Source organism: Neobacillus sp. DFD-2R (genome assembly GCF_057747865.1).
The window spans coordinates 1,698,188-1,721,457 of sequence record NZ_CM173228.1; the positions used below are offsets into that span (position 1 = coordinate 1,698,188).

The 23,270-nt window shown below is 35.8% G+C and carries 26 protein-coding genes, 1 pseudogene and 1 riboswitch; of the genes and pseudogenes, 25 read left to right on the top strand and 2 right to left on the bottom strand.

Translation table 11 applies throughout. The features are described from left to right. Positions 1 to 154: 154 nt before the first annotated feature. The 6 genes from AC3ANV_RS08370 (at position 155) to AC3ANV_RS08395 (ending at position 6,507) form a co-directional block, all read left to right on the top strand. Positions 155 to 871 carry a response regulator gene (locus AC3ANV_RS08370; protein ID WP_488313169.1) on the top strand — a complete coding sequence of 239 codons (717 nt, stop codon included), beginning with the start codon at positions 155 to 157 and terminating at the stop codon, positions 869 to 871. After that, positions 868 to 2,652, top strand: coding sequence for an ATP-binding protein (locus AC3ANV_RS08375; protein WP_488313170.1), 1,785 nt, complete (start codon positions 868 to 870; stop codon positions 2,650 to 2,652). The genes AC3ANV_RS08370 and AC3ANV_RS08375 overlap by 4 nt, the downstream gene beginning before the upstream one ends. Before the next feature lie 236 nt (positions 2,653 to 2,888). After that, the gene (gene sigX / locus AC3ANV_RS08380; RefSeq protein WP_488313171.1) at positions 2,889 to 3,440 is read left to right on the top strand and encodes an RNA polymerase sigma factor SigX; all 552 of its coding nucleotides are present in this window, start codon (positions 2,889 to 2,891) and stop codon (positions 3,438 to 3,440) included. Continuing rightward, positions 3,415 to 4,608: a hypothetical protein gene (locus AC3ANV_RS08385; protein WP_488313172.1), complete on the top strand. Its 1,194-nt coding sequence runs from the start codon at positions 3,415 to 3,417 to the stop codon at positions 4,606 to 4,608. Before sigX ends, AC3ANV_RS08385 begins: the two co-directional genes overlap by 26 nt. 175 nt (positions 4,609 to 4,783) lie before the next feature. Continuing rightward, complete coding sequence (locus AC3ANV_RS08390; RefSeq protein ID WP_488313173.1) at positions 4,784 to 5,554, top strand: peptidoglycan DD-metalloendopeptidase family protein; 771 nt, start codon at positions 4,784 to 4,786, stop codon at positions 5,552 to 5,554. A gap of 94 nt (positions 5,555 to 5,648) precedes the next feature. Then, positions 5,649 to 5,779, top strand: a riboswitch (FMN riboswitch). A gap of 161 nt (positions 5,780 to 5,940) precedes the next feature. Further along, positions 5,941 to 6,507 (top strand): ECF transporter S component, encoded by a 567-nt coding sequence (locus AC3ANV_RS08395; RefSeq protein ID WP_488313174.1) that lies wholly within the window; start codon positions 5,941 to 5,943, stop codon positions 6,505 to 6,507. A gap of 108 nt (positions 6,508 to 6,615) precedes the next feature. On the opposite strand, the gene AC3ANV_RS08400 is transcribed toward AC3ANV_RS08395, so the two are convergent. After that, positions 6,616 to 6,864 carry a ferredoxin gene (locus tag AC3ANV_RS08400; protein WP_488313175.1) on the bottom strand — a complete coding sequence of 83 codons (249 nt, stop codon included), beginning with the start codon at positions 6,862 to 6,864 and terminating at the stop codon, positions 6,616 to 6,618. Between the two features lie 257 nt (positions 6,865 to 7,121). On the opposite strand from AC3ANV_RS08400, the gene AC3ANV_RS08405 reads away from it, so the two are divergent. From AC3ANV_RS08405 to AC3ANV_RS08425, 5 genes are all read left to right on the top strand, one after another. Further along, the gene (locus tag AC3ANV_RS08405; protein ID WP_488313176.1) at positions 7,122 to 8,168 is read left to right on the top strand and encodes a YpbB family protein; all 1,047 of its coding nucleotides are present in this window, start codon (positions 7,122 to 7,124) and stop codon (positions 8,166 to 8,168) included. Then, positions 8,159 to 9,667: a RecQ family ATP-dependent DNA helicase gene (locus AC3ANV_RS08410; RefSeq protein ID WP_488313177.1), complete on the top strand. Its 1,509-nt coding sequence runs from the start codon at positions 8,159 to 8,161 to the stop codon at positions 9,665 to 9,667. Before AC3ANV_RS08405 ends, AC3ANV_RS08410 begins: the two co-directional genes overlap by 10 nt. Then, positions 9,664 to 10,275, top strand: coding sequence for a CPBP family intramembrane glutamic endopeptidase (locus AC3ANV_RS08415; RefSeq protein ID WP_488313178.1), 612 nt, complete (start codon positions 9,664 to 9,666; stop codon positions 10,273 to 10,275). Before AC3ANV_RS08410 ends, AC3ANV_RS08415 begins: the two co-directional genes overlap by 4 nt. Further along, the gene (locus tag AC3ANV_RS08420) at positions 10,268 to 10,993 is read left to right on the top strand and encodes a LysM peptidoglycan-binding domain-containing protein (RefSeq protein WP_488313179.1); all 726 of its coding nucleotides are present in this window, start codon (positions 10,268 to 10,270) and stop codon (positions 10,991 to 10,993) included. The genes AC3ANV_RS08415 and AC3ANV_RS08420 overlap by 8 nt, the downstream gene beginning before the upstream one ends. A 92-nt stretch (positions 10,994 to 11,085) precedes the next feature. Next, the gene (locus tag AC3ANV_RS08425; protein WP_488313180.1) at positions 11,086 to 11,541 is read left to right on the top strand and encodes a YpbF family protein; all 456 of its coding nucleotides are present in this window, start codon (positions 11,086 to 11,088) and stop codon (positions 11,539 to 11,541) included. Positions 11,542 to 11,769: 228 nt separating this feature from the next. On the opposite strand, the pseudogene AC3ANV_RS08430 reads toward AC3ANV_RS08425, so the two are convergent. After that, positions 11,770 to 12,111, bottom strand: a pseudogene (locus AC3ANV_RS08430) (manganese catalase family protein); the annotation flags it as partial. A gap of 78 nt (positions 12,112 to 12,189) precedes the next feature. Here AC3ANV_RS08430 and AC3ANV_RS08435 point away from each other — a divergent pair. From AC3ANV_RS08435 to dsdA, 14 genes are all read left to right on the top strand, one after another. Beyond that, complete coding sequence (locus AC3ANV_RS08435; protein WP_488313181.1) at positions 12,190 to 12,591, top strand: recombinase family protein; 402 nt, start codon at positions 12,190 to 12,192, stop codon at positions 12,589 to 12,591. A 168-nt stretch (positions 12,592 to 12,759) separates the two neighbouring features. Continuing rightward, positions 12,760 to 13,053: a recombinase family protein gene (locus AC3ANV_RS08440; RefSeq protein WP_488313182.1), complete on the top strand. Its 294-nt coding sequence runs from the start codon at positions 12,760 to 12,762 to the stop codon at positions 13,051 to 13,053. Beyond that, positions 13,050 to 13,208: a recombinase zinc beta ribbon domain-containing protein gene (locus AC3ANV_RS08445; protein ID WP_488313183.1), complete on the top strand. Its 159-nt coding sequence runs from the start codon at positions 13,050 to 13,052 to the stop codon at positions 13,206 to 13,208. The genes AC3ANV_RS08440 and AC3ANV_RS08445 overlap by 4 nt, the downstream gene beginning before the upstream one ends. Next, complete coding sequence (locus AC3ANV_RS08450; protein WP_488313184.1) at positions 13,183 to 13,662, top strand: hypothetical protein; 480 nt, start codon at positions 13,183 to 13,185, stop codon at positions 13,660 to 13,662. Before AC3ANV_RS08445 ends, AC3ANV_RS08450 begins: the two co-directional genes overlap by 26 nt. 493 nt (positions 13,663 to 14,155) lie before the next feature. Continuing rightward, positions 14,156 to 15,268: an ABC transporter substrate-binding protein gene (locus AC3ANV_RS08455; RefSeq protein WP_488313185.1), complete on the top strand. Its 1,113-nt coding sequence runs from the start codon at positions 14,156 to 14,158 to the stop codon at positions 15,266 to 15,268. Further along, a complete protein-coding gene (locus tag AC3ANV_RS08460) occupies positions 15,258 to 16,091 on the top strand; it encodes an alkaline phosphatase family protein (protein ID WP_488313186.1) in 834 nt (277 codons plus the stop codon). Before AC3ANV_RS08455 ends, AC3ANV_RS08460 begins: the two co-directional genes overlap by 11 nt. Positions 16,092 to 16,270: 179 nt before the next feature. Continuing rightward, complete coding sequence (locus AC3ANV_RS08465) at positions 16,271 to 17,125, top strand: ABC transporter permease (RefSeq protein WP_488313187.1); 855 nt, start codon at positions 16,271 to 16,273, stop codon at positions 17,123 to 17,125. Beyond that, the gene (locus AC3ANV_RS08470; protein ID WP_488313188.1) at positions 17,122 to 17,994 is read left to right on the top strand and encodes an ABC transporter permease; all 873 of its coding nucleotides are present in this window, start codon (positions 17,122 to 17,124) and stop codon (positions 17,992 to 17,994) included. The genes AC3ANV_RS08465 and AC3ANV_RS08470 overlap by 4 nt, the downstream gene beginning before the upstream one ends. Continuing rightward, positions 17,994 to 19,007 carry an ABC transporter ATP-binding protein gene (locus AC3ANV_RS08475; RefSeq protein WP_488313189.1) on the top strand — a complete coding sequence of 338 codons (1,014 nt, stop codon included), beginning with the start codon at positions 17,994 to 17,996 and terminating at the stop codon, positions 19,005 to 19,007. The genes AC3ANV_RS08470 and AC3ANV_RS08475 overlap by 1 nt, the downstream gene beginning before the upstream one ends. Before the next feature lie 23 nt (positions 19,008 to 19,030). Then, positions 19,031 to 19,813: a DeoR/GlpR family DNA-binding transcription regulator gene (locus AC3ANV_RS08480; protein WP_488313190.1), complete on the top strand. Its 783-nt coding sequence runs from the start codon at positions 19,031 to 19,033 to the stop codon at positions 19,811 to 19,813. Positions 19,814 to 19,838: 25 nt separating this feature from the next. Beyond that, positions 19,839 to 20,708 (top strand): Cof-type HAD-IIB family hydrolase, encoded by an 870-nt coding sequence (locus AC3ANV_RS08485; RefSeq protein WP_488313191.1) that lies wholly within the window; start codon positions 19,839 to 19,841, stop codon positions 20,706 to 20,708. 73 nt (positions 20,709 to 20,781) lie between these two features. Beyond that, positions 20,782 to 21,117: a DMT family transporter gene (locus tag AC3ANV_RS08490; RefSeq protein WP_488313192.1), complete on the top strand. Its 336-nt coding sequence runs from the start codon at positions 20,782 to 20,784 to the stop codon at positions 21,115 to 21,117. Positions 21,118 to 21,143: 26 nt separating this feature from the next. Then, a complete protein-coding gene (locus AC3ANV_RS08495; protein WP_488313193.1) occupies positions 21,144 to 21,464 on the top strand; it encodes a DMT family transporter in 321 nt (106 codons plus the stop codon). Between the two features lie 121 nt (positions 21,465 to 21,585). Next, positions 21,586 to 22,941 carry a D-serine ammonia-lyase gene (gene dsdA / locus AC3ANV_RS08500; RefSeq protein ID WP_488313194.1) on the top strand — a complete coding sequence of 452 codons (1,356 nt, stop codon included), beginning with the start codon at positions 21,586 to 21,588 and terminating at the stop codon, positions 22,939 to 22,941. Positions 22,942 to 23,270: the final 329 nt, after the last annotated feature.

The following is a 23,270-nucleotide window of genomic DNA, read 5'->3' on the forward strand; positions in this document are numbered from 1 at the left end:
GTGAAGGCTTTTTTTAAAAAATCAACTATTTTAAGCAAAAATATGTGTATGATTTTAATTGTCAAATTTTTGTCACTTTTACATCGGCATTCCACCAAAAAGCATGGCAATAAATAAAACCATTCTGTAAAATAACTGCATGGGGGGATTATTAATGGAAAAAGACGTGAAAATTTTAGTAGTGGATGATGAGGAAAGAATTCGCCGTTTATTAAAAATGTATTTAGAGCGTGAAGAGTTTTCTATCGACGAAGCAGAAGATGGAAACGAAGCTTTAACTAAAGCGATTGCAAATGATTACGATGTTATTCTGCTCGACCTAATGATGCCTGGAAAAGACGGCATTGAGGTTTGCCGCGAACTAAGGGAAAAGAAAGCCACACCGATTATTATGTTAACAGCAAAAGGTGAAGAAATAAATCGTGTTCAGGGTTTTGAAGTTGGAACCGATGATTATATAGTTAAACCATTTAGTCCAAGGGAAGTGGTTTTACGTGTAAAAGCTCTCCTTCGGAGATCTTCCCAAACAAGTTACTTGCAAACGGAAACGACAACCAAGGACGTTATTGTCTTTCCACATTTAACAATTGATAACGATGCCCATAGAGTAACTGCTGACGGAAAAGAAGTTAGCTTAACACCAAAAGAATATGAATTACTCTATTTTCTTTCAAAAGCCCCGGATAAAGTATTCGACCGTGAGCAATTGCTGAAGGAAGTTTGGCATTATGAGTTTTTTGGTGATTTACGAACAGTGGATACCCATGTGAAACGACTACGCGAGAAATTAAACAAAGTGTCAGAACAAGCGGCGAGAATGATTGTTACTGTTTGGGGAGTTGGATACAAATTTGAGGTTGTTAATGAATGACCTTTTTACGAAGCGTGGTAGGTAAACTTTGGTTTACTATCTTATTGCTGGTTTCATTTGTATTGTTTATTTTAACTGTAATGCTCCTCGAATTTTTTCAAAACTACAATATTGATACAACTAAGAATACCTTAACGAATACAGCTGAAAAAATTTCACACGTGTTAGAAGAACACCCGGCTGACAAATTTTCACTCGGATTAGAAATATCATGGGAAATTATTGATAAGGTAACCAAAGTGGTCATCGTAAAAAATGATCATGAAATCTATTACTCTCCCAACACTGAAAAAACAAAAAAGTTGACGCTTGATGATATTCGTAATGACTCGGAATTATCTAAAGTATTTTACAAAAATACAACGGTAGAAAAAATATCTAACCTCGCATCGGATCAGAGTCGAGATGAAAAAAATGCTAACTATTCAATTATTGGTGTACCACTCCATCTTCCAGGTGAAAAAAATGGGGCAGTTTTCATATATCAATCATTGGCAGTTATGCAGGAAGCAACTCATTCGACCACTAAATTTATTTTACTCGTAGCCGGGGTTGCCATTATCCTAACCACTATTTTTGCCTTCTTCTTATCTACGAGGATAACCGCTCCGTTAAGAAAAATGCGGGAGGCAGCTTTTGAGGTGGCGAGGGGAAAATTCGATACGAAAGTACCAATTTTAACTCACGATGAAATTGGCGAATTAGCGACAGCCTTTAATCAGATGGGAAGGCAATTAAAATTTAATATGAATGCCCTTAGCCAAGAAAAAGAACAGCTTTCAAGTATTTTAAGCAGCATGGCAGATGGGGTAATTACTTTTAATCGCGATGGAACAATATTAATCACAAATCCTCCCGCAGATCGTTTTTTGCAGTATTGGTATTATGAAAAAGGAGGATTTGGTTCGGAATCAGAAGAAATTCCCTCACAAGTAATGGATCTTTTTCAGCAAGCAGTAGATACGGAAAAAGAGAAAATTGGGGAAATTTCCCTGCAAGGCCGACATTGGGTAATCCTTGTCAGCCCTCTATATAGCAACCGATTTATTCGTGGTGCTGTTGCAGTACTCAGGGATATGACTGAGGAAAGGCAATTAGATAAGATGAGGAACGACTTTATTGCGAATGTTTCTCATGAGCTGAGAACTCCTATATCAATGCTTCAGGGCTATAGTGAAGCAATTGTTGATGACATTGCCGAAACACAGGAAGAAAAGAAGGAAATGGCAAGAGTCATTTATGATGAATCCTTACGAATGGGGAGACTTGTAAACGAGCTCCTTGACCTTGCCAGAATGGAAGCTGGACATATGCAATTAACGGTCGAAGAAATTCAAATTTCTCCGTTTATTAATAGGATTATTTATAAATTCCAAGGGCTTGCTAAAGATCATCAGATTCTTTTAAGCGAAGTGATTGACGACGAAGTGAAAGCTATATTTTTTGACCCTGACCGGATTGAGCAAGTTCTTACAAACCTAATTGATAACGCCATTAGACATACGCCAAAGGGCGGATCCGTTAAGTTAAATGTGAGTCAAGAGGATAAAGGGATCATGATTGAAGTTTCCGATTCAGGTTCCGGTATTCCTGATGAAGATTTACCTTTTGTTTTTGAGCGCTTTTACAAAGCTGACAAAGCTAGAACAAGAGGAAGGTCAGGAACAGGTCTAGGGCTTGCAATCGTAAAAAATATTATCGAAGCTCACCGGGGCCATATATCTGTTCAAAGTAAAATCGGTCAAGGAACGACATTTACCTTCTTTCTTCCTCGAAAATAGGGGGATAAAGAATAAATGTGCCGATTGTTCTTGATACACGAGGAACATCAAAAACTCATCCGTAGATATGGATGAGTTTTTTTAGTACTATCTTTTTTTTTAATAAAAACTGGAAATAAACGGGCAGTGTTTTTCCAAAAAATGCCTTCCTTTTCGTTGGAAAAAAGTCTATATTTAAAAGGTGAAACTTTTTATACATATATGTCGACTAATTTTATGAACGGGGAGGGGAATTGATGGACTCCGTTTTCGATGAACTATATCAAAAATATCATCATGACGTTTTTCAATTTCTATTTTATATGGTTAGAAACAAAGAGCATGCAGAGGATCTTGTTCAGGAAGTATATATACGTGTATTTAAGTCATATGATCGTTTCGAAGGAAAAAGCAGTGAAAAAACATGGCTGTTTTCTATCGCTAAAAATGTTGCTATAGACTTTTTCCGTAAGCAAAAAGGCTGGAAAGAACGATTATTCGAAAAATTTGATTGGTCTACCATTCAAGTGAGGGATGAGTATCCCATACCGGAAGAAATTACAGTTCAAAAAGAGGAAATTAAGTGGGTATATAATTGTTTGGAATTATGCACAATGGATCAAAGAGCAGTTATTATTTTACGTTTTATACAAGATCTTTCAATTGCCGAGACGGCACAGGCATTGGGATGGACCGAAAGTAAAGTAAAAACAACACAGCACCGGTCTTTAAAGGCTTTAAAGAAACAAATGGAAACGCTCTATGAAAAGGAGGGATTGGATAGTGAAAAAGTCAGAGTGGAGCGATAAACAGCTCGAAGAATTACTAAGGCAAATGCCAAAAATACAAGATCATCGCAATCCTCGTGACATCTACCAAAATCTTTCTTTAAAGAAGCGAAAATTGAGAATGGTGTTTCCGGGTATTGCCACAGCTGCCGTCTTAGTTATTATACTAATATTAGGACCCAAATTAATGAGCGGACCACAATATTCCACGGATCAAGCAGGTAAAGAACAATATTCAGTTGATAAGAAGTTAAGCCTTAAAGAAAAGAGTAAAGACTTAACGAAAGCAAGTAAACAGGATTCCTCTGCAAAAATAATGGAGGATTCCGTTCCAAAAATGTCTAAACTAATGGTTTCATCTACAGGATTAAAAACAGCTGTTTATGATGAAGAAGTAGGAAATGGAAAAGTATTAACCTATTGGATACCGGACCCGCAGGCACAAATATTAATCCCTGTTTCAACAATTATTACCGATCATAAAGACAGATCGTGGTTAACTTTATTTACTGAAAAAATGGCCGGTTTAACAGAAAAAGACTGGGGATTAAGTGATTATTACCCGGTTAATGCCACATTTAAAATAAATAATAAAGAGAATAGTGTTGTTGTAGATGTTCCGGCAAATAATCCATACATGCAAGGTGAAACAAGTGCTATTAACTTTGTAAATGTTATAAAAAAGGATGTTTCATCAAATAGTCGGGTGAGAAAAATCAAGCTGTCAACAAATGGTCAACCCGGGATTCAACTTGGGCAGTTTGGTGAGACAAAGGAATTGAATTTAGAAACTGATAAAAATCATGCCTATTTATTTTATATTCCAGTTGGGAAAGATATACCCTTTTTAACGCCATCATTAAATATGTTTAAAGACATCAAGTCAGCACTGGAAGCAATGAAAACAGGCCAGCCGGAAATAGGATTAAAGGCCTCTCTTTCACCATCAATACGAATTAAAAATGCTGCCATTATACATGATACATTATTTATAACAATAGATAAAAATGTAAATATGAAAGATAACCCTAATATGATCTATTCCATCGAAGCTTTATTATTAACTGCAAAGGAATTTGGAGTAAATATGGTAAAGGTTGAAAATGCTCCAATAAATCAAGTCGGACGGTTTGATTTAACAAAAAAGATTAAAGTTCCTGTTGCTCCGAATTTGCGAAATATACAATGAGATAATTGAAAGCTGGCCAACTTTTGTTTTTGGTCAGCTTTTTTATGAATAAAAAAGTGAATACCTCCAAATTATAACAAGTATGTTTCACCGTTCTTGCTCGCCCAATAAGTTCTAAACGCAAATAGGTACACATAAGGTGGGTAGGAGAGGATATGATTCAAGGAGGAAAGGAATGCGGGACTACATAAAGAGGTTTTTAATTGCCATCATAATGGCACTTTGTATCAGTTTATTATTTTTGGGCGGTAAACATTCTGAAGCAAGTATGCCTAATGAGAACGATTTAAAGGCTGGCTGGATTTGGCCATCAGATGGAGTAATTTCGGACACATTCGGAACAAGGCATGGAAAACATAAAGGAATCGATATCGCAGGAAGATTAGATTCCCCAGTGCTTGCTGTTGATGATGGTGTGGTTGTTAAATCTTATTATTCCAATACATATGGTAATGTGGTTTTTGTTAAACACCCCAATAAGTTGGTCGCCGTTTATGCACATTTAAACAAACGTCTTGTAGCAGAAGGACAGGGAATAAAACAAGGCGATATGATTGGACAAATGGGAAGAACAGGACAAGCAACAGGTGTTCATCTCCATTTTGAAACCCATCAACTAGAATGGACATATGAAAAGAAGTACGCATTTGATCCTGAAAAACTATTGGGGAAAGCAGAGGTCGGTGAATCAGTTCAAAAAGGAGTCGCCAGTGCAGGTAATAATGTTTTAGAAGCAAGTTCACATGTTCATCCAATATCCGAAGAAGGTCCGGTTAAATCAGATAGAAAAAAATCTGCAAGTACAGGAAAAGAATATATCGTCCAAGTCGGAGATACATTAACGTCCATTGCAGAGGAAAATAATCTCACCGTAGAAAAAATTAAGAAAATAAACCGCTTAACGTCCGAGGTTATTAAGCCGAAACAAATCTTAATTGTTAAGTAATAGAAAGGCCGCAGACCAACAATGTATGCGGCTTTTAATTCTTTATTCACAAAACCGCTATTTTCCAGTATAATAAATTTGTAATTTAATATCGATCTATCTTCGGGGCAGGGTGAAATTCCCGATCGGCGGTATTAGAGTGTTCTCTTAAGCCCGCGAGCCTTTTTGGCAGGATTTGGTGTGATTCCAAAGCCGACAGTATAGTCTGGATGGGAGAAGATGGAGGTTCTGCGAACGTTCGAAAAAATTAGTTAATTGGACGTTTATTAAGCATGCCTTGTAACTCCCTCAAGTTAACATCTTGAGGTTTTTTTATTTACATTGGCAGATGGCTGTAGCTGAACCTCTCTTCCTAACTTGATGGATCAAAAAAAGGAGAGAGGAAAATGAAAAAAATGAAGGTCAAAGCTATTGTTTCAATCGGAATGCTCAGTAGTATCGCATATCTCTTAATGCTGTTAAACTTTCCACTGCCGCCATTTCCAAATTTTTTATTTATTGATTTCAGTGATATCCCGCCGCTTATCGCTGCCTTAATTTTTGGACCGGTTGCAGGAATATTAGTCGAGTTTTTCAAAAATGTCCTTAATTACTTAATGACAGGAAGTCAAACGGGAATCCCTGTTGGGCATATTGCTAATTTTCTTGCAGGAATCCTGTTTATCTTGCCAACCTATTATTTATATAACAAATTAAAAACCAAAAAGGGCATGACGGTTGCCTTAATTGTCGGGACTTTGACAATGGCGGTAATGATGAGTATCTTAAATTATTTCTTAATTCTTCCTGCCTACACGGCCCTTTTGAAATTTCCTGATATGAGAAATTTAGTAGTACCGGCGATCCTTCCGTTTAACATCGTGAAAGGTGTTATTATGTCATCAATTTTTATGTTACTGTTCATACGAATGCAAGCATGGATTAAAAAGTTATCCTTGATAAAAAACGCATAATAGAAAACAAAAGCAACCAGGTTCTACTCCCTGGTTGCTTTTGTTATAAGTAAGGATAAAGAAAAACCTTCTCCATTAAGGAGAAGGTTAGTAGCTTAACTGATTTAATTATTCGAATTTATTTGGATTACCGTCAAAAGACTCGTCAGCTACCTTAATAGAATCGGTAGGGCAACCTTCAAAAGCGTCCATCATATCATCGATTAAAACATCTGGAATTTCAACGATACCTTCATTATCGTCAAGAGTTACAAATGCGATGCCTTCATCATCGTAATCGTAGATATCCGGTGCAGCTGCACCACATGCACCACATGCAATGCAAGTCTCTTTGTCAACAATTGTGTACTTTGCCATGATTAAAAACCTCCCAATGAAATAACAAAAATTAAGCATACTCGTTTACCACGTTTATATGGAAACGCCTATCACATTTACTATTGTAAAACTGTATGGGTAACTTTTCAATAGAAAAATGCTTTTAAAAAACTGGCTGTATATTTACTTTTCCCGAATCTTCCACATTTTTAAACAACAATTGTCCTTTTTCGTGTTAAAATATAAAATAGAAAAATAGCTAATTTTGTCGATAATGCAAAAAGTGGTGGGGTGGAATGCTTTATATAGAAAATATTATTCTATATTGTATAAAACAATTGGATGGAGAAAGAACTATATACTCCATTTATCATCTGTTAAATGGAAAAAAATCTTCGCAAACCATCCAAGATGCCCATTTATTTTCACTAAAAAAATTTTTTCGCATTTTTGAATCATTAACACGTGAATCCTTTGAGAATGTAATTGAAAAAATCTTAGAAAAAAGGTTGATTAGTGAATGCGGGGTGCAACGGTTTCTGTTAACACCAACAGGTGACACTCATTTAGAAAGAAATCAATTGCCTATCTATATTAATGGATGGGAATACCAGCATGCAACAGCTTTATTTTGGGAAAGATTGTCACTTCTTGTCCAAGTCACATCCAATCTTGTTTTTCATGAAACGCAATATATTCCAATTCAAAAAAATAAAGAGGTTCATTTTTGGTTAAAATCGACTTTGAAAAATTTCCAAGTTCCAAGGAATGAAATAGGGAATTTGCTATTTTCGGAATTAATGGAATGTTTTGAGGAGGATAAAAATATTGATCCATCATTTCTGGTTTTTCGGTTAACAGGATATCAAAAGATTGGATTAACACCATTACAAATGGCCCAAAAGTTTAAAATAGATTTTATTGATTATCATATTGAATTTATAAATGTTCTCCACTTTTTGATCGGGAAGGTTGAGATAAATCAGGGACAGTTCCGATTATTACCTGAACTTTTAAAGGGACTAACACCAGATGATTCCTTGACACAATCATCACGTAAAACATGGATTCTTATGAATCAGGGTTATACAATTGAACAAATTGCAGGAAAAAGACGGTTAAAGAAAAGTACAATTGAGGATCACATAGTAGAATTCGCTTTGAACGTCGATGATTTCTCAATAGACGAATATGTAGATAACGATATGCAGAAAGAGATTTTAGAAATATCACGACAAGAGGAAACCAAACAACTAAAACGAATTAGGAATTATCTTGAAGTAGCCACTTATTTTCAAATTCGTCTCGTATTGGCGAAATATGGTGATAGACAATGGAACTAGAAAAACTTTTGAATAAACACTTTGGATACCAAGTATTTAAAACGGGCCAAAAGGAGGTTATTTCTTCAATTTTGGCTGGAAATCATACAGTGGCAATGCTGCCCACAGGGACTGGTAAATCATTATGCTACCAGCTGCCGGGTTACATCCTAAATGGACAGATTTTAATAGTTTCTCCGCTTTTATCTCTAATGCAGGACCAAGTAGAACAATTAATGAAACTTGGGGAAAAACGGGTTATTGCTTTAAATTCATTTCTTACTGAAAAAGAAAGAAAAAATGCCTTTCGAAATTTAACAAGATACAAGTTTATTTTTATTTCACCTGAAATGCTGCGGGTTCATTATATTATGAGGAAGCTTCAGGAACTTTCAATATCGTTATTTGTCGTTGATGAAGCCCATTGTATTTCACAATGGGGATATGATTTTAGACCTGATTATTCAAAATTGGGTGAAATCCGTAAATTGCTAGGAAATCCGCTAACTCTAGCCCTTACAGCAACAGCAACGAAAAAGGTGCGGGATGATATTATTCGTTCCCTTGATTTAGAAAAAATAACAAAAGTAGAATCAACGATTGATCGACCAAACATTACCTATTATGTCGAAAAAATAGCAGATTATCATGAAAAGCAAAGCCGTGTACTTGACCTTGTTTTTAAGCTAAAAAAGCCTGGTATTATCTATTTTTCAAGTAAAAAAGCAGCTGAACAGATGGCTAATCTCTTAGTGGATAATGGAATCAACGGTGCAATGGCTTATCATGGAGGCTTGGAACAAGATACGAGGATTTTAATTCAGCAGCAATTTATCAACGGTCAATTAGATGTGATTTGTGCAACAAGTGCATTTGGAATGGGGGTAAATAAAGAAAATATTCGGTTTATCATTCATTATCATATGCCGATGCAAATGGAATCTTATCTTCAGGAAATTGGAAGAGCAGGTCGGGATGGTTTGCCTAGTATTGCTATTTTTTTGTATTCTCCCGGTGATGAGCAGCTTCCAATTCAGCTTGCAGAAGGTGAAATACCTTCAGAACAGCAAATTGATTGGCTATTCTCTAAGTTTACGCAAAATCCAAACCATATTAATGGTTTTTTAGAATTAAATGATCCACTTAAAGACCATGGCGGTTTTACAGAAATTCAATGGAGAATTGTACAGGATTTCTTAAACAAACGACAAACAGAAATAATTGACCTTGGTGAAATACAAAAGGCTATAAAGTCATTTGTAAATGACAGGCTGACAGTTAAGAAAAGCAATATTTTTAGAATGAAAAATTGGATCGATGCAAATTCCTGCAAACGTGAATTTATTTTGCAATACTTTGAAGAACCAAATACTAATAAGGTATATCCATGCTGTGATTATTGCGGTCTGCATATTTCCGATTATCAAGAAACAAAAAATACAATTACTAATGCCCCTGTTGAAGAGAGATGGAAGGATTATCTTGCTAAAATTTTATTAAATAGTGGGTTGAGTGAATGAAAAATAGGTATAGGGAATTAATCAATGGATTGACGGATAAAGAATTACTTTTTCATCTGTATATGACACAAGTCATTCTAATCGTAATTTCGTTCATTTTAGGAATTCTATTATTTGATCATTTCTCATTTTTAAAAAATATCCACTGGTTAGACGTTAAAGTGGTTTCTATAGGTATACCAATGGGTGTCGCAGTTGTTATCGTTGATATGATTTTAATGATATGGCTTCCTTCATCTTTTTATGATGATGGTGGTTTGAATGAAAGGCTGTTTCGAAATAAAAATATACTTAACATTATGTTGATTGCTGTAATTGTGGCTTTTAGTGAAGAATTGCTTTTTCGGGGAATTATTCAAACAAAGGTTGGGCTGGTACTGGCCAGTATCATTTTTGCTATCATTCATTATCGATACCTTTTTAATTGGTTTTTGTTTTTAAACATCGTTTTGCTTAGTTTTTTTATCGGAATCATTTATCAGTGGACTAATAATTTAGCGGTTACGATTATTATGCATTTCGTCATTGATTTTTTATTAGGTATTTATATAAAATACCGTCCTCGATTAAACAGTGATGAAGAGCAGGAAGGGGTGCTTCATGAATAAAGAGGAACCATATCGAGATCAGGCAGATCGGTTAAAGCAACGAATTGAAAAAATAAACCAAAAGACCGAAGATGGTGAGCAATTGCCTCCTAGAAGACAATTGCACAGAAAAAAACAACCGAAAACGAAATGGAAACTTAAATATCCAGTCATCCGTTTATTAGTCTTAGTTTTTATACTTCTTCCGATCATCTATTTTAGTATCATTTCCTCTCTTCATGAGAAAAAAATAGGCGGGGCTGAAAAGGTTTCCAGTGATACAAAGAATGCAGGATATGAAACAATTAATCTTGAAGAAAACAATAGCAATAGCGCTGACAGTACAAATGACTCTGTAAAAAAAAAAGTAACGAATCAAATTGAAAACGAAAACAGTACTACAAATGGGAGTTTAGATTCCACAACACAGCCTCAAGCCGGCCCAAATAAAAAAGCTTCAGCTCCAACGGCAGAAACAAATGTGATAGTTCTTCCGATAGGGAAGGATTCAGACAAGAATAGTAGTCCTGAGACAGGAACTAATTCAAGCAAACCAATTACTTCAGCAAAAACCAAAAAAATCGTCTATCATACAGTTCAACCGCATGAGACACTTTATCATATCGCGATAGAGTACTACCATTCTCCGACAGGAATGAATATTATAAAAAATGCTAATCATCTAAAGGGCGACCAACTTGAAAAAGGACGGGTTTTGAAAATTCCTTTGATTCAATAACTAAGAGGCGGAAAACGCCTCTTTTTTTTGGCAAAAATCATATTATGAAGGACAAGTTCATATGTATTTAAGGAGAAATGGAGGGTGATAAAATGGATTCTCCAATCCTTTTGCTTGAAAATACAGACCAAGCCACTAAGCAAGCGCTTGAAAATGTGAGAAAACGAAAAGAAAAGTTTGACCGATTTAAACGACGTCACATATGGTCTATATGGGGAACAATCATAATGGCATCTATCTTCTTTGCCTATTTGTATATAACAGTGGCAAGTATTTATTCGTATTCATTTGCAGCCATGTTTTCGGCATTTGTTAATGACTCTAACAATTTCACCTTTTTAGTTTTTACTGTCGGCTTGTATGGCATGATGAATTTACTTAAGGAAAAGAAAGATAAAGCTGAAAAGGAATTTCATGAATTAAGATGTGAAATTGTCGACAGAAGTAAGGATTACTGGAAAAAAGATGAGGAATGGAAAAACCGGCATCTTGTTTTTGAAATGATGAAAAATAAATATGACATTAACCTTTATCACGAAAAAAAATAAGAAGCTAAATTATAGAACTTTGAGAATTGTCCAGCTTCAGCGCCCAGCGGCTAGTGTACTTCGCACACCTCCTTACGATAAGTCAACATCGAATCGCAAAAAACGCGATTCGTGTTTCCTTACGATAAGTCAACATCGAATCGCAAAAAACGCGATTCGTGTTTCCTTTATCTCATACGGTGCGCTCCAGTCTATACGCCGCTAAACGGGGCGCTTGCGCTTTTTTTATTAAAAGATTTTCTTTTGATCCCGTTCTTTTTTTAGTATTTCAACAGCTTCCTGGAAACGTTGAGAATGGATGATTTCACGTTCGCGTAAGAAGCGCAGACTGTCATTGATATCGTGGTCATCGCTTAAATTAATTAACCATTGATAGGTGGCTCTTGCTTTTTCTTCTACAGCTATATCTTCATACAAATTAGCAATGGGGTCTCCTTTTGCTGCGATATAGGAGGCTGTCCATGGAACTCTGGAAGCATTTTGATAGAATAAGGCACCGTCATGGTTTGCATAATGATCACCAAGACCGGCAGCCTTCATTTGCTCCGGGGTAGCATCTTTCGTTAATTTACAATTCAAGTATATTCTGCAACATCACAAAATAAGGAATATATATACGTTGTAATAAACAAAGGACGGAGAAAGAAAATGGAAAAGAAAATTTCAAAAGTTGCTGTCTACGTTCGGAAGAGTCGTGAGGAGGAGACGGAGGAAACCTTAAACCGTCAACCAGCGGTTCTTATTGACCTCTGTGAGAAAAACAACTGGAATTGGGAACTGTTCAAAGAGGTTGGTTCCAGTCAAGATCTTGAGGAACGTGAGGAACTTCAAAAAATGCTTGATAAAGTCAACTTATTTTATTATGACGCTGTTGTTGTCGCTGACCTTGACCGACTTTCAAGGAATGTCATTAACTTTGGTCAAATAAAATTGCTGTTAGTCAATGCCGGAGTTCTCGTTGTGACTCCGTCAAAGACCTTTGACTTTTCAAATGAGTCTGACGATATGTTTTCAGACTTTATGTCCGTAATAGCAAAATCAGAATACTAACAAATTAAAAAGCGTCTCGTTCGGGGAACCAGACAGTCGGTCAAGCAAGGTAATTGGTTAGGAAAGAAAAATCCAGTTGGTTATAAATATAACAAAGAGACAAAGAAACTTGAACCAAGTGAGGACGCTCCTGTCATTAAAAAAATGTTCAAGCTTTACCTTGAGGGTATGTCAACAAAGGACATTGCTTTCAAGTTTGATCATGAAAATGTTGTGACCTCTATTGGTCTCATTTGGACTCCTGCTGGAGTTTCTCGTACCCTTAATAATCCGGTTTACGCTGGTCATTCACTCTATGGAAAAACTACTCAAAAGAAAGTTAATGGAAAAAGAGTAACAAAGAAGACAAAAAAGGAGGAGCAAATTCTGGTTGAAAATACTCATGAAGCTCTTATTTTTCAGGAGGACTGGGAACAAGTTCAAGTAATTAAGGAGAAAAGGAACTCCAGACCCCCTCCTTGAAACTTGGTAAACATAAATTCTCTGGCCTCATTGTTTGCGGCATTTGTGGGGGTGTTCAATCCTTTCAGACCTCAAGAGGAAATAAAAAGAGAATTTCAAGCTGTCAAACTCGTCATTATAACGAGGATATTGTTTCAGTATTCAGTTTGTCCTAACAGAGGAGCGAACCTCTCTGATTTTGAAAAGCTTTTCTATACTGAACTGGGCCATTATGCTGATAAGCTGGAGGAATATGTTGAACTGATCAAAGGAGCCGACAAAGGGGAGGCAGTAAACCGTAAGGAGGAAATTGACACCAAAAGAAAACAAATCCAAAAACTTGAGCAGAGTGTCAAGAGGGTTCAACAAGGTTTTATAATGGAGATATTTTCCGAGTCTGAAGCTCAACAGCAAATAAAACAGCTTAAAGACCAAATTCAAGGACTTGAGGAGCAAATTGAACAACTTCGGAACCAAGAGGAGTCAAACGAGCTGGACTTTTTAGAGATAACGTTGAACAAAATTAGAAAAGTTCTCACACGAGAAGAGCAACTTTCAGAGGTTGAAGCAAATGAAATTTTGAGAGACAATATTGAAACAATTTTTTATACAAAGACTGGAAAAAATTGAAATTGAAATTGTTTGACATTGTTGACCTCGCTACATGAGGTCATTTTTTGTTTTGTTTGCCACTGTCTTTCCCTCCCCCCTGTCCGCCAATTTAAAACGTCCGGAAGACCACGTCAAAGCAATTCCTGATATCTGGAGTGAAGAACCTGTAGTTTTCATCTAAATCGGAAGAAAGCATAATTTGTTACCCAGTTAATTGTGGAAATGACTACCTGAAAAATGGAATAATGGATGAATTTATGTACATAACCCAACCTCAAAAATATTTAACCTACTCGTTAAATTGCGGTGTTCAGAAAATTTGACTTTATGGACACTTTAAAAGGCTACATTTTTTTGACTAGCCTTTATTCATAATGGAAAAATTACTTCAAATAATTAAATAAGTTTCATATAAAGTCTTAACAATGCCTTAATATAGAGTTTACATTAAGAAATTACAATGAAATAGTAAACAATCAACAAAAAACAACATTAAAAGGAGAAATTATTAATGAATCGTAAATGGAGCAAGAAATCTATTAGATCTATTCAAGCTGCAGTGTTAGGTTTAAGTTTACTAGGTTTAACAGGATGTGGAACAAAAGAAGAATCTAGTGCTCCAGTCAAAAATGACCCAAATAAGTTAACCATCGGAGAAATTGAAACAAAAGCAAAGAAAGAAGGAGAAATTAATAGTGTTGGTATGCCTGATACATGGGCAAATTGGGGACAAACTTGGGGCGAAATCAGCAAAAAATATAATTTAAAACATACTGATACAGATTTGTCCAGCGCTGAAGAAATAGCTAAGTTTGAATCCGAAAAGCAAAATGCAACAGCTGATATCGGTGATTTGGGGATTTCTTTTGCTCCAATTGCTGTACAAAAAGGATTGGCCCTTCCATATAAAACATCACATTGGGATGAAATACCTAAATGGGCGAAGGATGATAAAGGGAATTGGGTTGTTGGATACCAAGGGACGATTGCCTTTTTAACGAATAAAAATTTAGTAAAAAACCCCCCAAAATCTTGGGATGACATTTTAAAGGGAAATTACAAGGTAACAATTGGCGATGTGCAACGAGGTGCGCAGAATCAAATGGGGGTTCTTGCTGCTGCTATGGCTTACGGTGGTAGCGAATCAAATATTAAACCAGGGATTGACTTTTTTGCTAAGCTTGCCAAACAAGGCCGCCTTAGTCTAACGGATGCGAAGCCGGCTAATATTGAAAAAGGCGAAGTAGAAGTGGCAATTGTATGGGATTTCAATGCACTTAGTTATGCTACCCAAATAAATCGTAATCAATTTGACGTATGCATTCCAAAAGAAGGTTCAGTAGTAAGTGGTTATACCACCATTATTAATAAATATGCTAAACATCCATATGCTGCGATGGCGGCTAGAGAGTATATCCTAAGTGATCAAGGACAGATTAACTTGGCGAAAGGCTTTGCTCGTCCTATTCGTAATGTACAACTTCCAAGTGATATTGCAGACAAGTTACTTCCAAAAGAGGAATACAAGAATGCAACACCTGTTCAAGACCCAAAAGCATGGGAAAAAACAGCTAGTACTCTTCCACAACTATGGCAAGAAGAGGTGTTAGTAAATGTCAAATAAAGTTATAGCAATTGTTGTTGATGGCATGCGCTACGATAAGGGGTGTGAAGCACTAGGATTTATTCAACACCTAGTTGAAACGGATCAGGCGGCACTTTATAAGGTAAAGTCGGAGCTTCCTAGTCTTTCCCGTCCACTTTATGAAGTGTTACTGACAGGTACGCCCGCATCTATGAATGGGATTACGTCAAATCAAACCGTTCGTCTATCTACCGAGAAAAGTCTTTTTCATCTAACAAAAGAAAACGGCTTAATAAATGCAACGGCATCTTATTACTGGGTAAGTGAACTTTACAATCGGGCCCCATTTCATTTTATTGAGGACCGTGAGCAGGAAGATAAATCTAGGGCGATTCAATACGGAAAGTTCTATTGGGATGATGACTATCCGGACAGTCATGTGTTGATGGACGCTGAGGCTTTACGTAGAAAGTATGATCCGCACTTTCTATACATTCATCCTATGGGAGTGGATGTAAAAGGAGAAAATTATGGTTCGGAATCTAAAGAGTATCGTGAGCAAATTTTAAAAATGGGCAGCTTGTTAGCACAACTTCTACCTATTTGGATGAAAGCAGGTTACCATATTTTAATTACTTCTGATCATGGTATGAGTGAATACGGCAACCATGGTGGTATTACAAATGGTGAACGTGACGTACCTCTTTTCATCATTAGCCCGAGAATTGAAACGGGAGTCCACGAGGAAGTCATTCCGCAATTATCCTTTGCACCGCTCGTATGCGAACTTTTAGGGATTGAGCAATCCGAAAAAATGATTTCATATAGATTCCCTGGGTTGAAAGAGACGGTCGTGCTTTAAAAGTACAGGTTATCATTCATGAAATAGGATTACGAAAGAGGAGTTAAACTTTGTTATATAAGCTTTCATGTTTGCTCTAGTTTAAGAAGATCATTCCCCATATCTAATTTGAATCGATTTGGCTTTCATGCTAAATTGATTCAAATAAATTGTGAGCACATATAGAGGAGCGAAAAATCTTGCACAAAATAAAAAAACAAAATCTTTATTTATTAGCTCTTTTACTGCCATTTATCATTCTGGTTATTGGCTTTGAAATTGGGCCGTTAGCTTCCATGTTTAATAATAGCTTTTATGCAGACGATGGTATTAAGCTTTCATTGGATCAATACGTAACTATATTTAAAAGTAAATTTTACCTGCAAGGAATTCAAAACAGTGTTCTTATTTCATTTTTTTCTGCCATAACTTCAATTATTGTGGCAGTTGTTGTCGCCTATTCGTTTACAAAATTCTCAAAGAAAGCTCAAAACCGATTGCTTATGATTGCCAATATGACTTCGAATTTTGAAGGGATTCCTCTTTCTTTTTCCTATATTATTTTACTTGGAAACAATGGGCTATTTACTTTACTTTTTGCCAAACTTGGATGGAATGTGTTTTCACACTTTAATTTATATTCCTGGACAGGTTTAATTCTTGTTTATGTTTACTTTCAAATTCCTTTGGCCATTATGCTTCTTTACCCCTCTTTTCAAGGGATTAAGGCTCAATGGAAAGAAGCTGCTGCGTTATTAGGAGCTTCTAAACTGAAGTTCTGGTTTCATATTGGGTTGCCAGTTCTGTTACCTAGTATTGCAGGTATATTCAGTATCATGTTTGCGAATGCAATGGGTGCATATGCTACAGCGTATGCATTAGTCGGCAGTAACTATAATCTATTATCATTGCAAATTGCGGCTCTAGTTTCCAGTGATGTTACATTAAAACCACAGCTAGGTAGTGCATTTGGTGTACTTTTAGTTTCAACAATGATTCTAGCGATGTGGTTTAATCAACGAATGATGCGCCGTATTAGGAGGGATTTACAATGAAATCTTCATTGACTTTTCATAAAGCGGCGGTTGGATTACTCATTATCTACTTGTTAATTCCGCTATTGGGAACATTCTTATTTTCTATCTCAGATAAGTGGGACCATACTATTTTGCCAGAGTCTTTGACCATGAAATGGTACATTGCATTATTTCAAGATGAACGATTTTTCGCTGCTTTTCAACGAACCCTGTTTCTGATCGGGACGACTGTAGGACTAAGTATTCTGATCATGCTTCCAACCGTTTTTATTATAGCTGTCTATTTTCGTAAATTAGAAGGGGTGCTTCAAGCCGTAGCAATGCTCCCTTATGGCATACCTCCAATCGTTGGGGCTGTTGGGTTAATCAAGTTATATTCGAATGGACCAATTCAAATTTCAGGCACGCCGTGGATTTTGATCGGGGCTTATTTTGTGACTATTTTACCTTTCATGTATCAGGGCATTAGCAATAGTCTCCGTACCATAAATGCAGTCGAACTTGTAGATGCCGCGGAGTTATTAGGGGCTACAAAATTCCAAGCTTTTCGAACCGTAGTGTTTCCTAATATCCTATCTGGTATTTTAGTATCGATACTTTTATCCGTTGCACTTTTGTTTAGTGAGTTTTCTTTTGCAAAACTACTAGTAGGCGGGCAGTTTGAAACTTTGCAAATTTATCTTTCTGATAAACTGAATAGCAGTGGACACCTTTCAAGTGCAATTGTTATTTCGTATTATTTAGTCATTTTGTTATTAACATGGGCAATTTTAAAAATTACGTATAGAAATCCTAAGCGTCCTATTCTGTTAAACAAGAAACGTAGACTTTCGTTTTTTAAGAAACCATATTCGGAAGAAATAACTTCTTTAGAGGGTGAAAACTAATGACCTATGTAACCATTGAACAAGTTACCAAGAGATATGATAAAATGGTCGTTTTAAATAATATTTCTTTAACACTAGAAAAAGGCGAATTTGCTACACTTCTTGGGCAAAGTGGATGTGGGAAAAGTACATTATTACGTTCAATTGCCGGACTTGAAGAAGTTGATGTAGGAAATATCTTTGTAGATCAAAAAAACATTACTCACTTATCACCGCGGCAGCGTGATGTTGGTATGGTGTTTCAGGCTTATGCTCTTTTCCCGAATATGACTGTTTTTGATAACATCGCATATGGACTTAAAATGAAAAAAGAGAGAAATATTAAATCAAAAGTTCAAAACATGATTGATATGGTTGATTTAACAGGTAAGGAAGAATCTTATCCTCATCAATTATCCGGGGGACAACAACAAAGGGTTGCTCTTGCACGAGCACTTGTGATGGAACCGAAAGTGTTACTTTTGGATGAGCCATTAAGCGCATTGGATGCAAAAATCAGAAAAAATTTACAAAAGGAATTAAAAAGAATACAGAGAGAATTAGAGATCACAACTATCTTTGTTACACATGATCAAGAAGAAGCTATGACTCTGTCTGATAAAATCTTTATTATGAATGAAGGAAACATTGTACAATCCGGATCTCCTTCAGACATTTATGTTTCTCCAGTCAATACATTTGTTGCAAATTTTATTGGAAACTATAATGTTATAGATATGGATGTTTTTTATAAACTTGTTCGCACTACAGAATTGAAAGGTCACGAGGTGGCCATTCGTCCAGAAGTTTTACAATTGGTACCTGTAGGTAGCGATACCATTGCTCAACAAGATAATTGGACCGTCAAAGGTTATATTAAAGATATTTCAATGACAGGGAATATTTTAAGATACGAAGTTGAAACAGATGGTTCTATTTTCCACGTGGATTCTCTGCACCATCAAAGGGAAATACTGCAAAAAGGCACATCTGTATATATCCTTATACCGAAGAAAGAATGCATTGCTTTATAAATTATAAATCATAAGGTGATAAAATGTTCATTTTGCCAGAAGAAAGAAAGAATGAAATTTTAAATGAACTTAAAAGGACGGGAAAGGTAAAAGTCCCTGACTTAGCTAAAAAATTTAATATATCAGAGGAAACCATTCGTCGCGATTTGACGATACTCGAGGAGAAGGGATCCTTGAAAAAAGTTTACGGTGGAGCGATTGCAACAAGCTTTAAATCTGGGGAGCCTCCGTTTTCACAGCGTACTACGGTGAATCAAGCAGAGAAAATCAAAATTGGTAAAAAAGCAGCAGAACTCATTTCCGATGGCGATGTGATTGTGATAGATGTAGGTACGACCACTGTTGAGTTTGCTCATTTTATCCAAAACAGAAAGAACATTACAATTCTAACAAACTCTATTCCTGTCTCAACCGTATTAACGGAATCCCTCAATCAAAATAAATTTACAGGGGAGATTTTATTGTTGGGGGGACAAATTGATCCGAAACAACTATCTGTAAGTGGTCGTCTAACCGAACAAATGTTGAATCAATTCAACATCGATAAGGCATTCATTTCAGCAGGTGGTATTTCAATCCAAAACGGAGTAAGCAATTATCATTTAAACGAAACATTAGTTTCCCGAATCATGGTCGAAGTGTCCAAACAAATTATTCTATTAACTGATCATTCAAAATTCGGTGTTGACACATTCTGTAAGGTTTGTCCCTTAGAAAAAGTCGATATGATTGTCTGTGATCAACCATTTCCAGAATCATGGAAGAATGTTTTGGAATTAAACGAAACCAAATGGATTGAAGCATAGTAATTTATAAAAGGAGACAAACAACATGAGTTTAATTGCAATAGACCTAGATGGAACACTATTAAACCATCACAATGAAATTAGTAAAGAAAATATAAGAGCTATTCAATATGCCCAAGAAATGGGCATTGAGATAGCCATTTCGACAGGCCGTGCATATTTTGATGTTAAAAAAATTTGTGAAAAGGCCGGACTTTCTACATTTGTAATCGGCACAAACGGTGCAACCATTCATTCAAAAGATGACAAGCGGATTTCTGCAACTACTATAGATAAAAGCCATGTCCTATCTATTCTCCAATGGCTAGACGAACGTGATTATTACTTTGAAGTATTTACAGATCAAGCCATCTATTCTCTTAAAAAAAGCAGGGAAAATTTCTATAACGAGATTCAACGTCTGAAAAATGCAAATTTAGAAGCGGAAATGAAAGAATTGGTTGAAATGGCGGAAAGACAATTTGATCAGTTTGGCTATGTGTTAGTTGATAACTATCATGATATTTTAAAACAAGAGGAAGAATTTTATAATATTTTAGTATGTTCTTTTGATAAAAAGAAATTGAAAGAAGGATGGGAACAATTCCAAGCGTTTGATGAGTTTATGGTTGTTTCATCTGCTGATCATAACATTGAAATTACGAATAAAAACGCTTCAAAAGGAATTGCTCTTGAAAAATTAGCTTCGTTGACGAACTGTTCCTTGAATCGTTCAATGGCAATCGGTGACAGCAACAATGATCTATCTATGTTGAAGAGAGTTGGGTATGGTGTTGCAATGGGAAATGCGAAGGATGAGATAAAAGAAGTTTGTACGGCAACAACACTTAAGAACGATGAGAATGGTGTAGCCCATGCCATCTACCAATACCTTGAGAATCTCGTGATTAAATAATAGAAATAACCTGCTATAATGGTAGGTTATTATTTTTAACGCCGATACTGCTACCGAAGGAGAGAGCCTTTAAATGGCATGGATTTACATTATTATAGCAGGTTTTTTAGAAATAGTTTGGGTTATAGGTCTTAAATATTCACACGGATTTACAGCATTAATACCGAGTATACTAACGGTGGGAATTATCATTTTTAGCTTTATTTTATTATCAAAAGCATTACATTCCATTCCGATAGGAACAGGATATGCCATTTTTACGGGTTTGGGTACTATAGGAACTGTCGCAATTGGCGTGAATTTTTGGGGAGAGCCCATCAATTTACTAAAAGTGTTTTTTATTATTTTAATGATTATTGGAATAATTGGACTTAAAATCATTCCAATAGATAGCCATAACCCTAAATGATTTCTACAAGGTTAGGTGAATATATAATGTCGTGGTTTTTTCTACTTATCGCAGGTTTTGCTGAGATTGGCAGTGTCATAAGCCTTAAGTACGCTAAGGGATTTAAAAAATTGAAACCCTCAATAGCCTGTCTTTTTTTTGGTAGTTTAAGCTTTTATTTTCTTTCTCTTTCAATAAATTTTCTTCCTATCGGGCCTGCTTACGCGATATGGACTGGCATTGGTTCAGTAGGAAGTGTTTTGGTAGGAATGATTTTCTTTAACGAATCAAAAGATATAAAACGAATATTTCTAATCAGTTGCATTCTTATAGGAACTGTTGGTATTAAAGTAACATCTGGACTTTAAGATCTAGGACAAGTGTACATAAGTTTCTGACTTTTTAAATAGAAGTCGAATTAAAGTATGAAACAGCAAACTGGAACTTGGTTAAACCCATCTAACCGTTGCTATGAAAAGGGGAATATAGATGAGAACATATCAGATAGAAGGAAAAAGTATTGAGGATTGGAAAAAAGAATATCCTTTACTAAACGAACTAATTGCCTCAAAAGGAGTATTTTGGACAAATCCTAAAAATGAATTGTTTCAGTCAGGTATTAAAAAAACTCAGCTCAAAGTTAAAGATGTAAAAGACGCGGAAGAAAGATTAAAACGTTTTGCCCCCTACATCGCCAAAGTTTTTCCGGAAACAAGAAAGTCAAATGGAGTTATTGAATCGCCCATCGTTAAAATTCCTTCTATGAAACAACACTTAGAACAAATACATGAACTCCATTTACCAGGCGAGTTTTTATTAAAATGTGACAGCCATCTTCCTATATCTGGTTCTATTAAAGCAAGAGGCGGTATTTATGAGGTTCTTAAACACGCAGAGCAATTACTTATTGAACAACAAATGTTAACACTGCAAGATGATTATTCGATTATTGATGATGAGAAATATAGAAAATTCCTCTCACATTATTCCATTTCAGTAAGCTCGACAGGCAATTTAGGACTTAGCATTGGAATAATGAGTGCAAAAATGGGCTTTAGTGTAACGGTCCATATGTCAGCTGATGCAAAGAAATGGAAAAAAGACCTTCTTAGAAGCAAAGGAGTAACTGTTATTGAATATAAAGAAGATTACAGTAAGGCCGTAGAAGAAGGTCGAAAACATGCCAATCGAGAACCAAATTGCTACTTCATTGATGATGAAAATTCTAGCGATTTATTTTTAGGCTATGCAGTGGCTGCATCTCGATTAAAAAAACAACTAGAGGATATGAATATTACCGTAGATGAAGATCACCCGTTATTTGTTTACCTTCCATGTGGAGTAGGCGGGGGCCCAGGTGGTGTTACTTTTGGCTTAAAATTAACCTATCAAGATTATGTACATTGTTTCTTTGCAGAACCTACCCATTCGCCATGTATGTTACTTGGTTTAGTAACGGGATTGCATGATAAAATTTCTGTACAAGATTTTGGTATTGACAACCTTACAGCAGCAGATGGCCTTGCTGTAGGAAGACCATCCAGATTTGTTGGCCAAACTATCGAGCCTTTATTGAGTGGATGTTATACAGTTAGTGATGATGAAATGTATAAACTATTAAGTGCAATGATTGATACAGAAAATATTTACCTGGAGCCTTCCGCACTGGCAAGTGTATTTGGTCCAATTCAGTTATTAAGGGAGAAAAAAGGACAGGAATATTTAAAGAAACACTCCTTAGAGGACAAAATGAAAAATGCCACACACGTCATGTGGGTTACAGGAGGAAGTATGGTTCCTAAAGAAGTAATGGAAGAATATTATAAAAAAGGTCTAGAATTATAAGGTACAAATATAGGAGGATCCTTAAAGATTCCTAGAGGTCTAAATGGAATTAAGGTACAGTTCAAAAGCCGGTTAACTCATTATGTGGGAACTGGCTTTTTCAATTAAACCAAATGTATAAGGCTTTCCGTATCCTTGTTCATTGATTAAAATTAAAAACGAATAAGGTTGGATGTAAGAAGGTTTTTTTGAAAACAATTTTAAGGGGGAGTTTGTTTTTTTAGAAAAGGTTTCCATGTTTCATCGTTTAACTTAAATTTTCTTTGTATTAATAACCAGTCATTTCGATTTCACAATTATATTTTTTCGGTAGTAGTTCAGCGTATTTT

Coding starts and splice junctions, on each gene's coding strand:
- AC3ANV_RS08480 (WP_488313190.1), top strand. CDS start 19,031: ATGTTCATTTTGCCAGAAGAAAGAAAGAATGAAATTTTAAATGAACTT.
- AC3ANV_RS08410 (WP_488313177.1), top strand. CDS start 8,159: ATGGAACTAGAAAAACTTTTGAATAAACACTTTGGATACCAAGTATTT.
- AC3ANV_RS08370 (WP_488313169.1), top strand. CDS start 155: ATGGAAAAAGACGTGAAAATTTTAGTAGTGGATGATGAGGAAAGAATT.
- AC3ANV_RS08375 (WP_488313170.1), top strand. CDS start 868: ATGACCTTTTTACGAAGCGTGGTAGGTAAACTTTGGTTTACTATCTTA.
- AC3ANV_RS08435 (WP_488313181.1), top strand. CDS start 12,190: ATGGAAAAGAAAATTTCAAAAGTTGCTGTCTACGTTCGGAAGAGTCGT.
- AC3ANV_RS08420 (WP_488313179.1), top strand. CDS start 10,268: ATGAATAAAGAGGAACCATATCGAGATCAGGCAGATCGGTTAAAGCAA.
- AC3ANV_RS08495 (WP_488313193.1), top strand. CDS start 21,144: ATGTCGTGGTTTTTTCTACTTATCGCAGGTTTTGCTGAGATTGGCAGT.
- AC3ANV_RS08485 (WP_488313191.1), top strand. CDS start 19,839: ATGAGTTTAATTGCAATAGACCTAGATGGAACACTATTAAACCATCAC.
- AC3ANV_RS08405 (WP_488313176.1), top strand. CDS start 7,122: ATGCTTTATATAGAAAATATTATTCTATATTGTATAAAACAATTGGAT.
- dsdA (WP_488313194.1), top strand. CDS start 21,586: ATGAGAACATATCAGATAGAAGGAAAAAGTATTGAGGATTGGAAAAAA.
- AC3ANV_RS08475 (WP_488313189.1), top strand. CDS start 17,994: ATGACCTATGTAACCATTGAACAAGTTACCAAGAGATATGATAAAATG.
- AC3ANV_RS08390 (WP_488313173.1), top strand. CDS start 4,784: ATGCGGGACTACATAAAGAGGTTTTTAATTGCCATCATAATGGCACTT.
- AC3ANV_RS08425 (WP_488313180.1), top strand. CDS start 11,086: ATGGATTCTCCAATCCTTTTGCTTGAAAATACAGACCAAGCCACTAAG.
- AC3ANV_RS08395 (WP_488313174.1), top strand. CDS start 5,941: ATGAAAAAAATGAAGGTCAAAGCTATTGTTTCAATCGGAATGCTCAGT.
- AC3ANV_RS08470 (WP_488313188.1), top strand. CDS start 17,122: ATGAAATCTTCATTGACTTTTCATAAAGCGGCGGTTGGATTACTCATT.
- AC3ANV_RS08490 (WP_488313192.1), top strand. CDS start 20,782: ATGGCATGGATTTACATTATTATAGCAGGTTTTTTAGAAATAGTTTGG.
- AC3ANV_RS08440 (WP_488313182.1), top strand. CDS start 12,760: ATGTCAACAAAGGACATTGCTTTCAAGTTTGATCATGAAAATGTTGTG.
- sigX (WP_488313171.1), top strand. CDS start 2,889: ATGGACTCCGTTTTCGATGAACTATATCAAAAATATCATCATGACGTT.
- AC3ANV_RS08415 (WP_488313178.1), top strand. CDS start 9,664: ATGAAAAATAGGTATAGGGAATTAATCAATGGATTGACGGATAAAGAA.
- AC3ANV_RS08460 (WP_488313186.1), top strand. CDS start 15,258: ATGTCAAATAAAGTTATAGCAATTGTTGTTGATGGCATGCGCTACGAT.
- AC3ANV_RS08400 (WP_488313175.1), bottom strand. CDS start 6,864: ATGGCAAAGTACACAATTGTTGACAAAGAGACTTGCATTGCATGTGGT.
- AC3ANV_RS08455 (WP_488313185.1), top strand. CDS start 14,156: ATGAATCGTAAATGGAGCAAGAAATCTATTAGATCTATTCAAGCTGCA.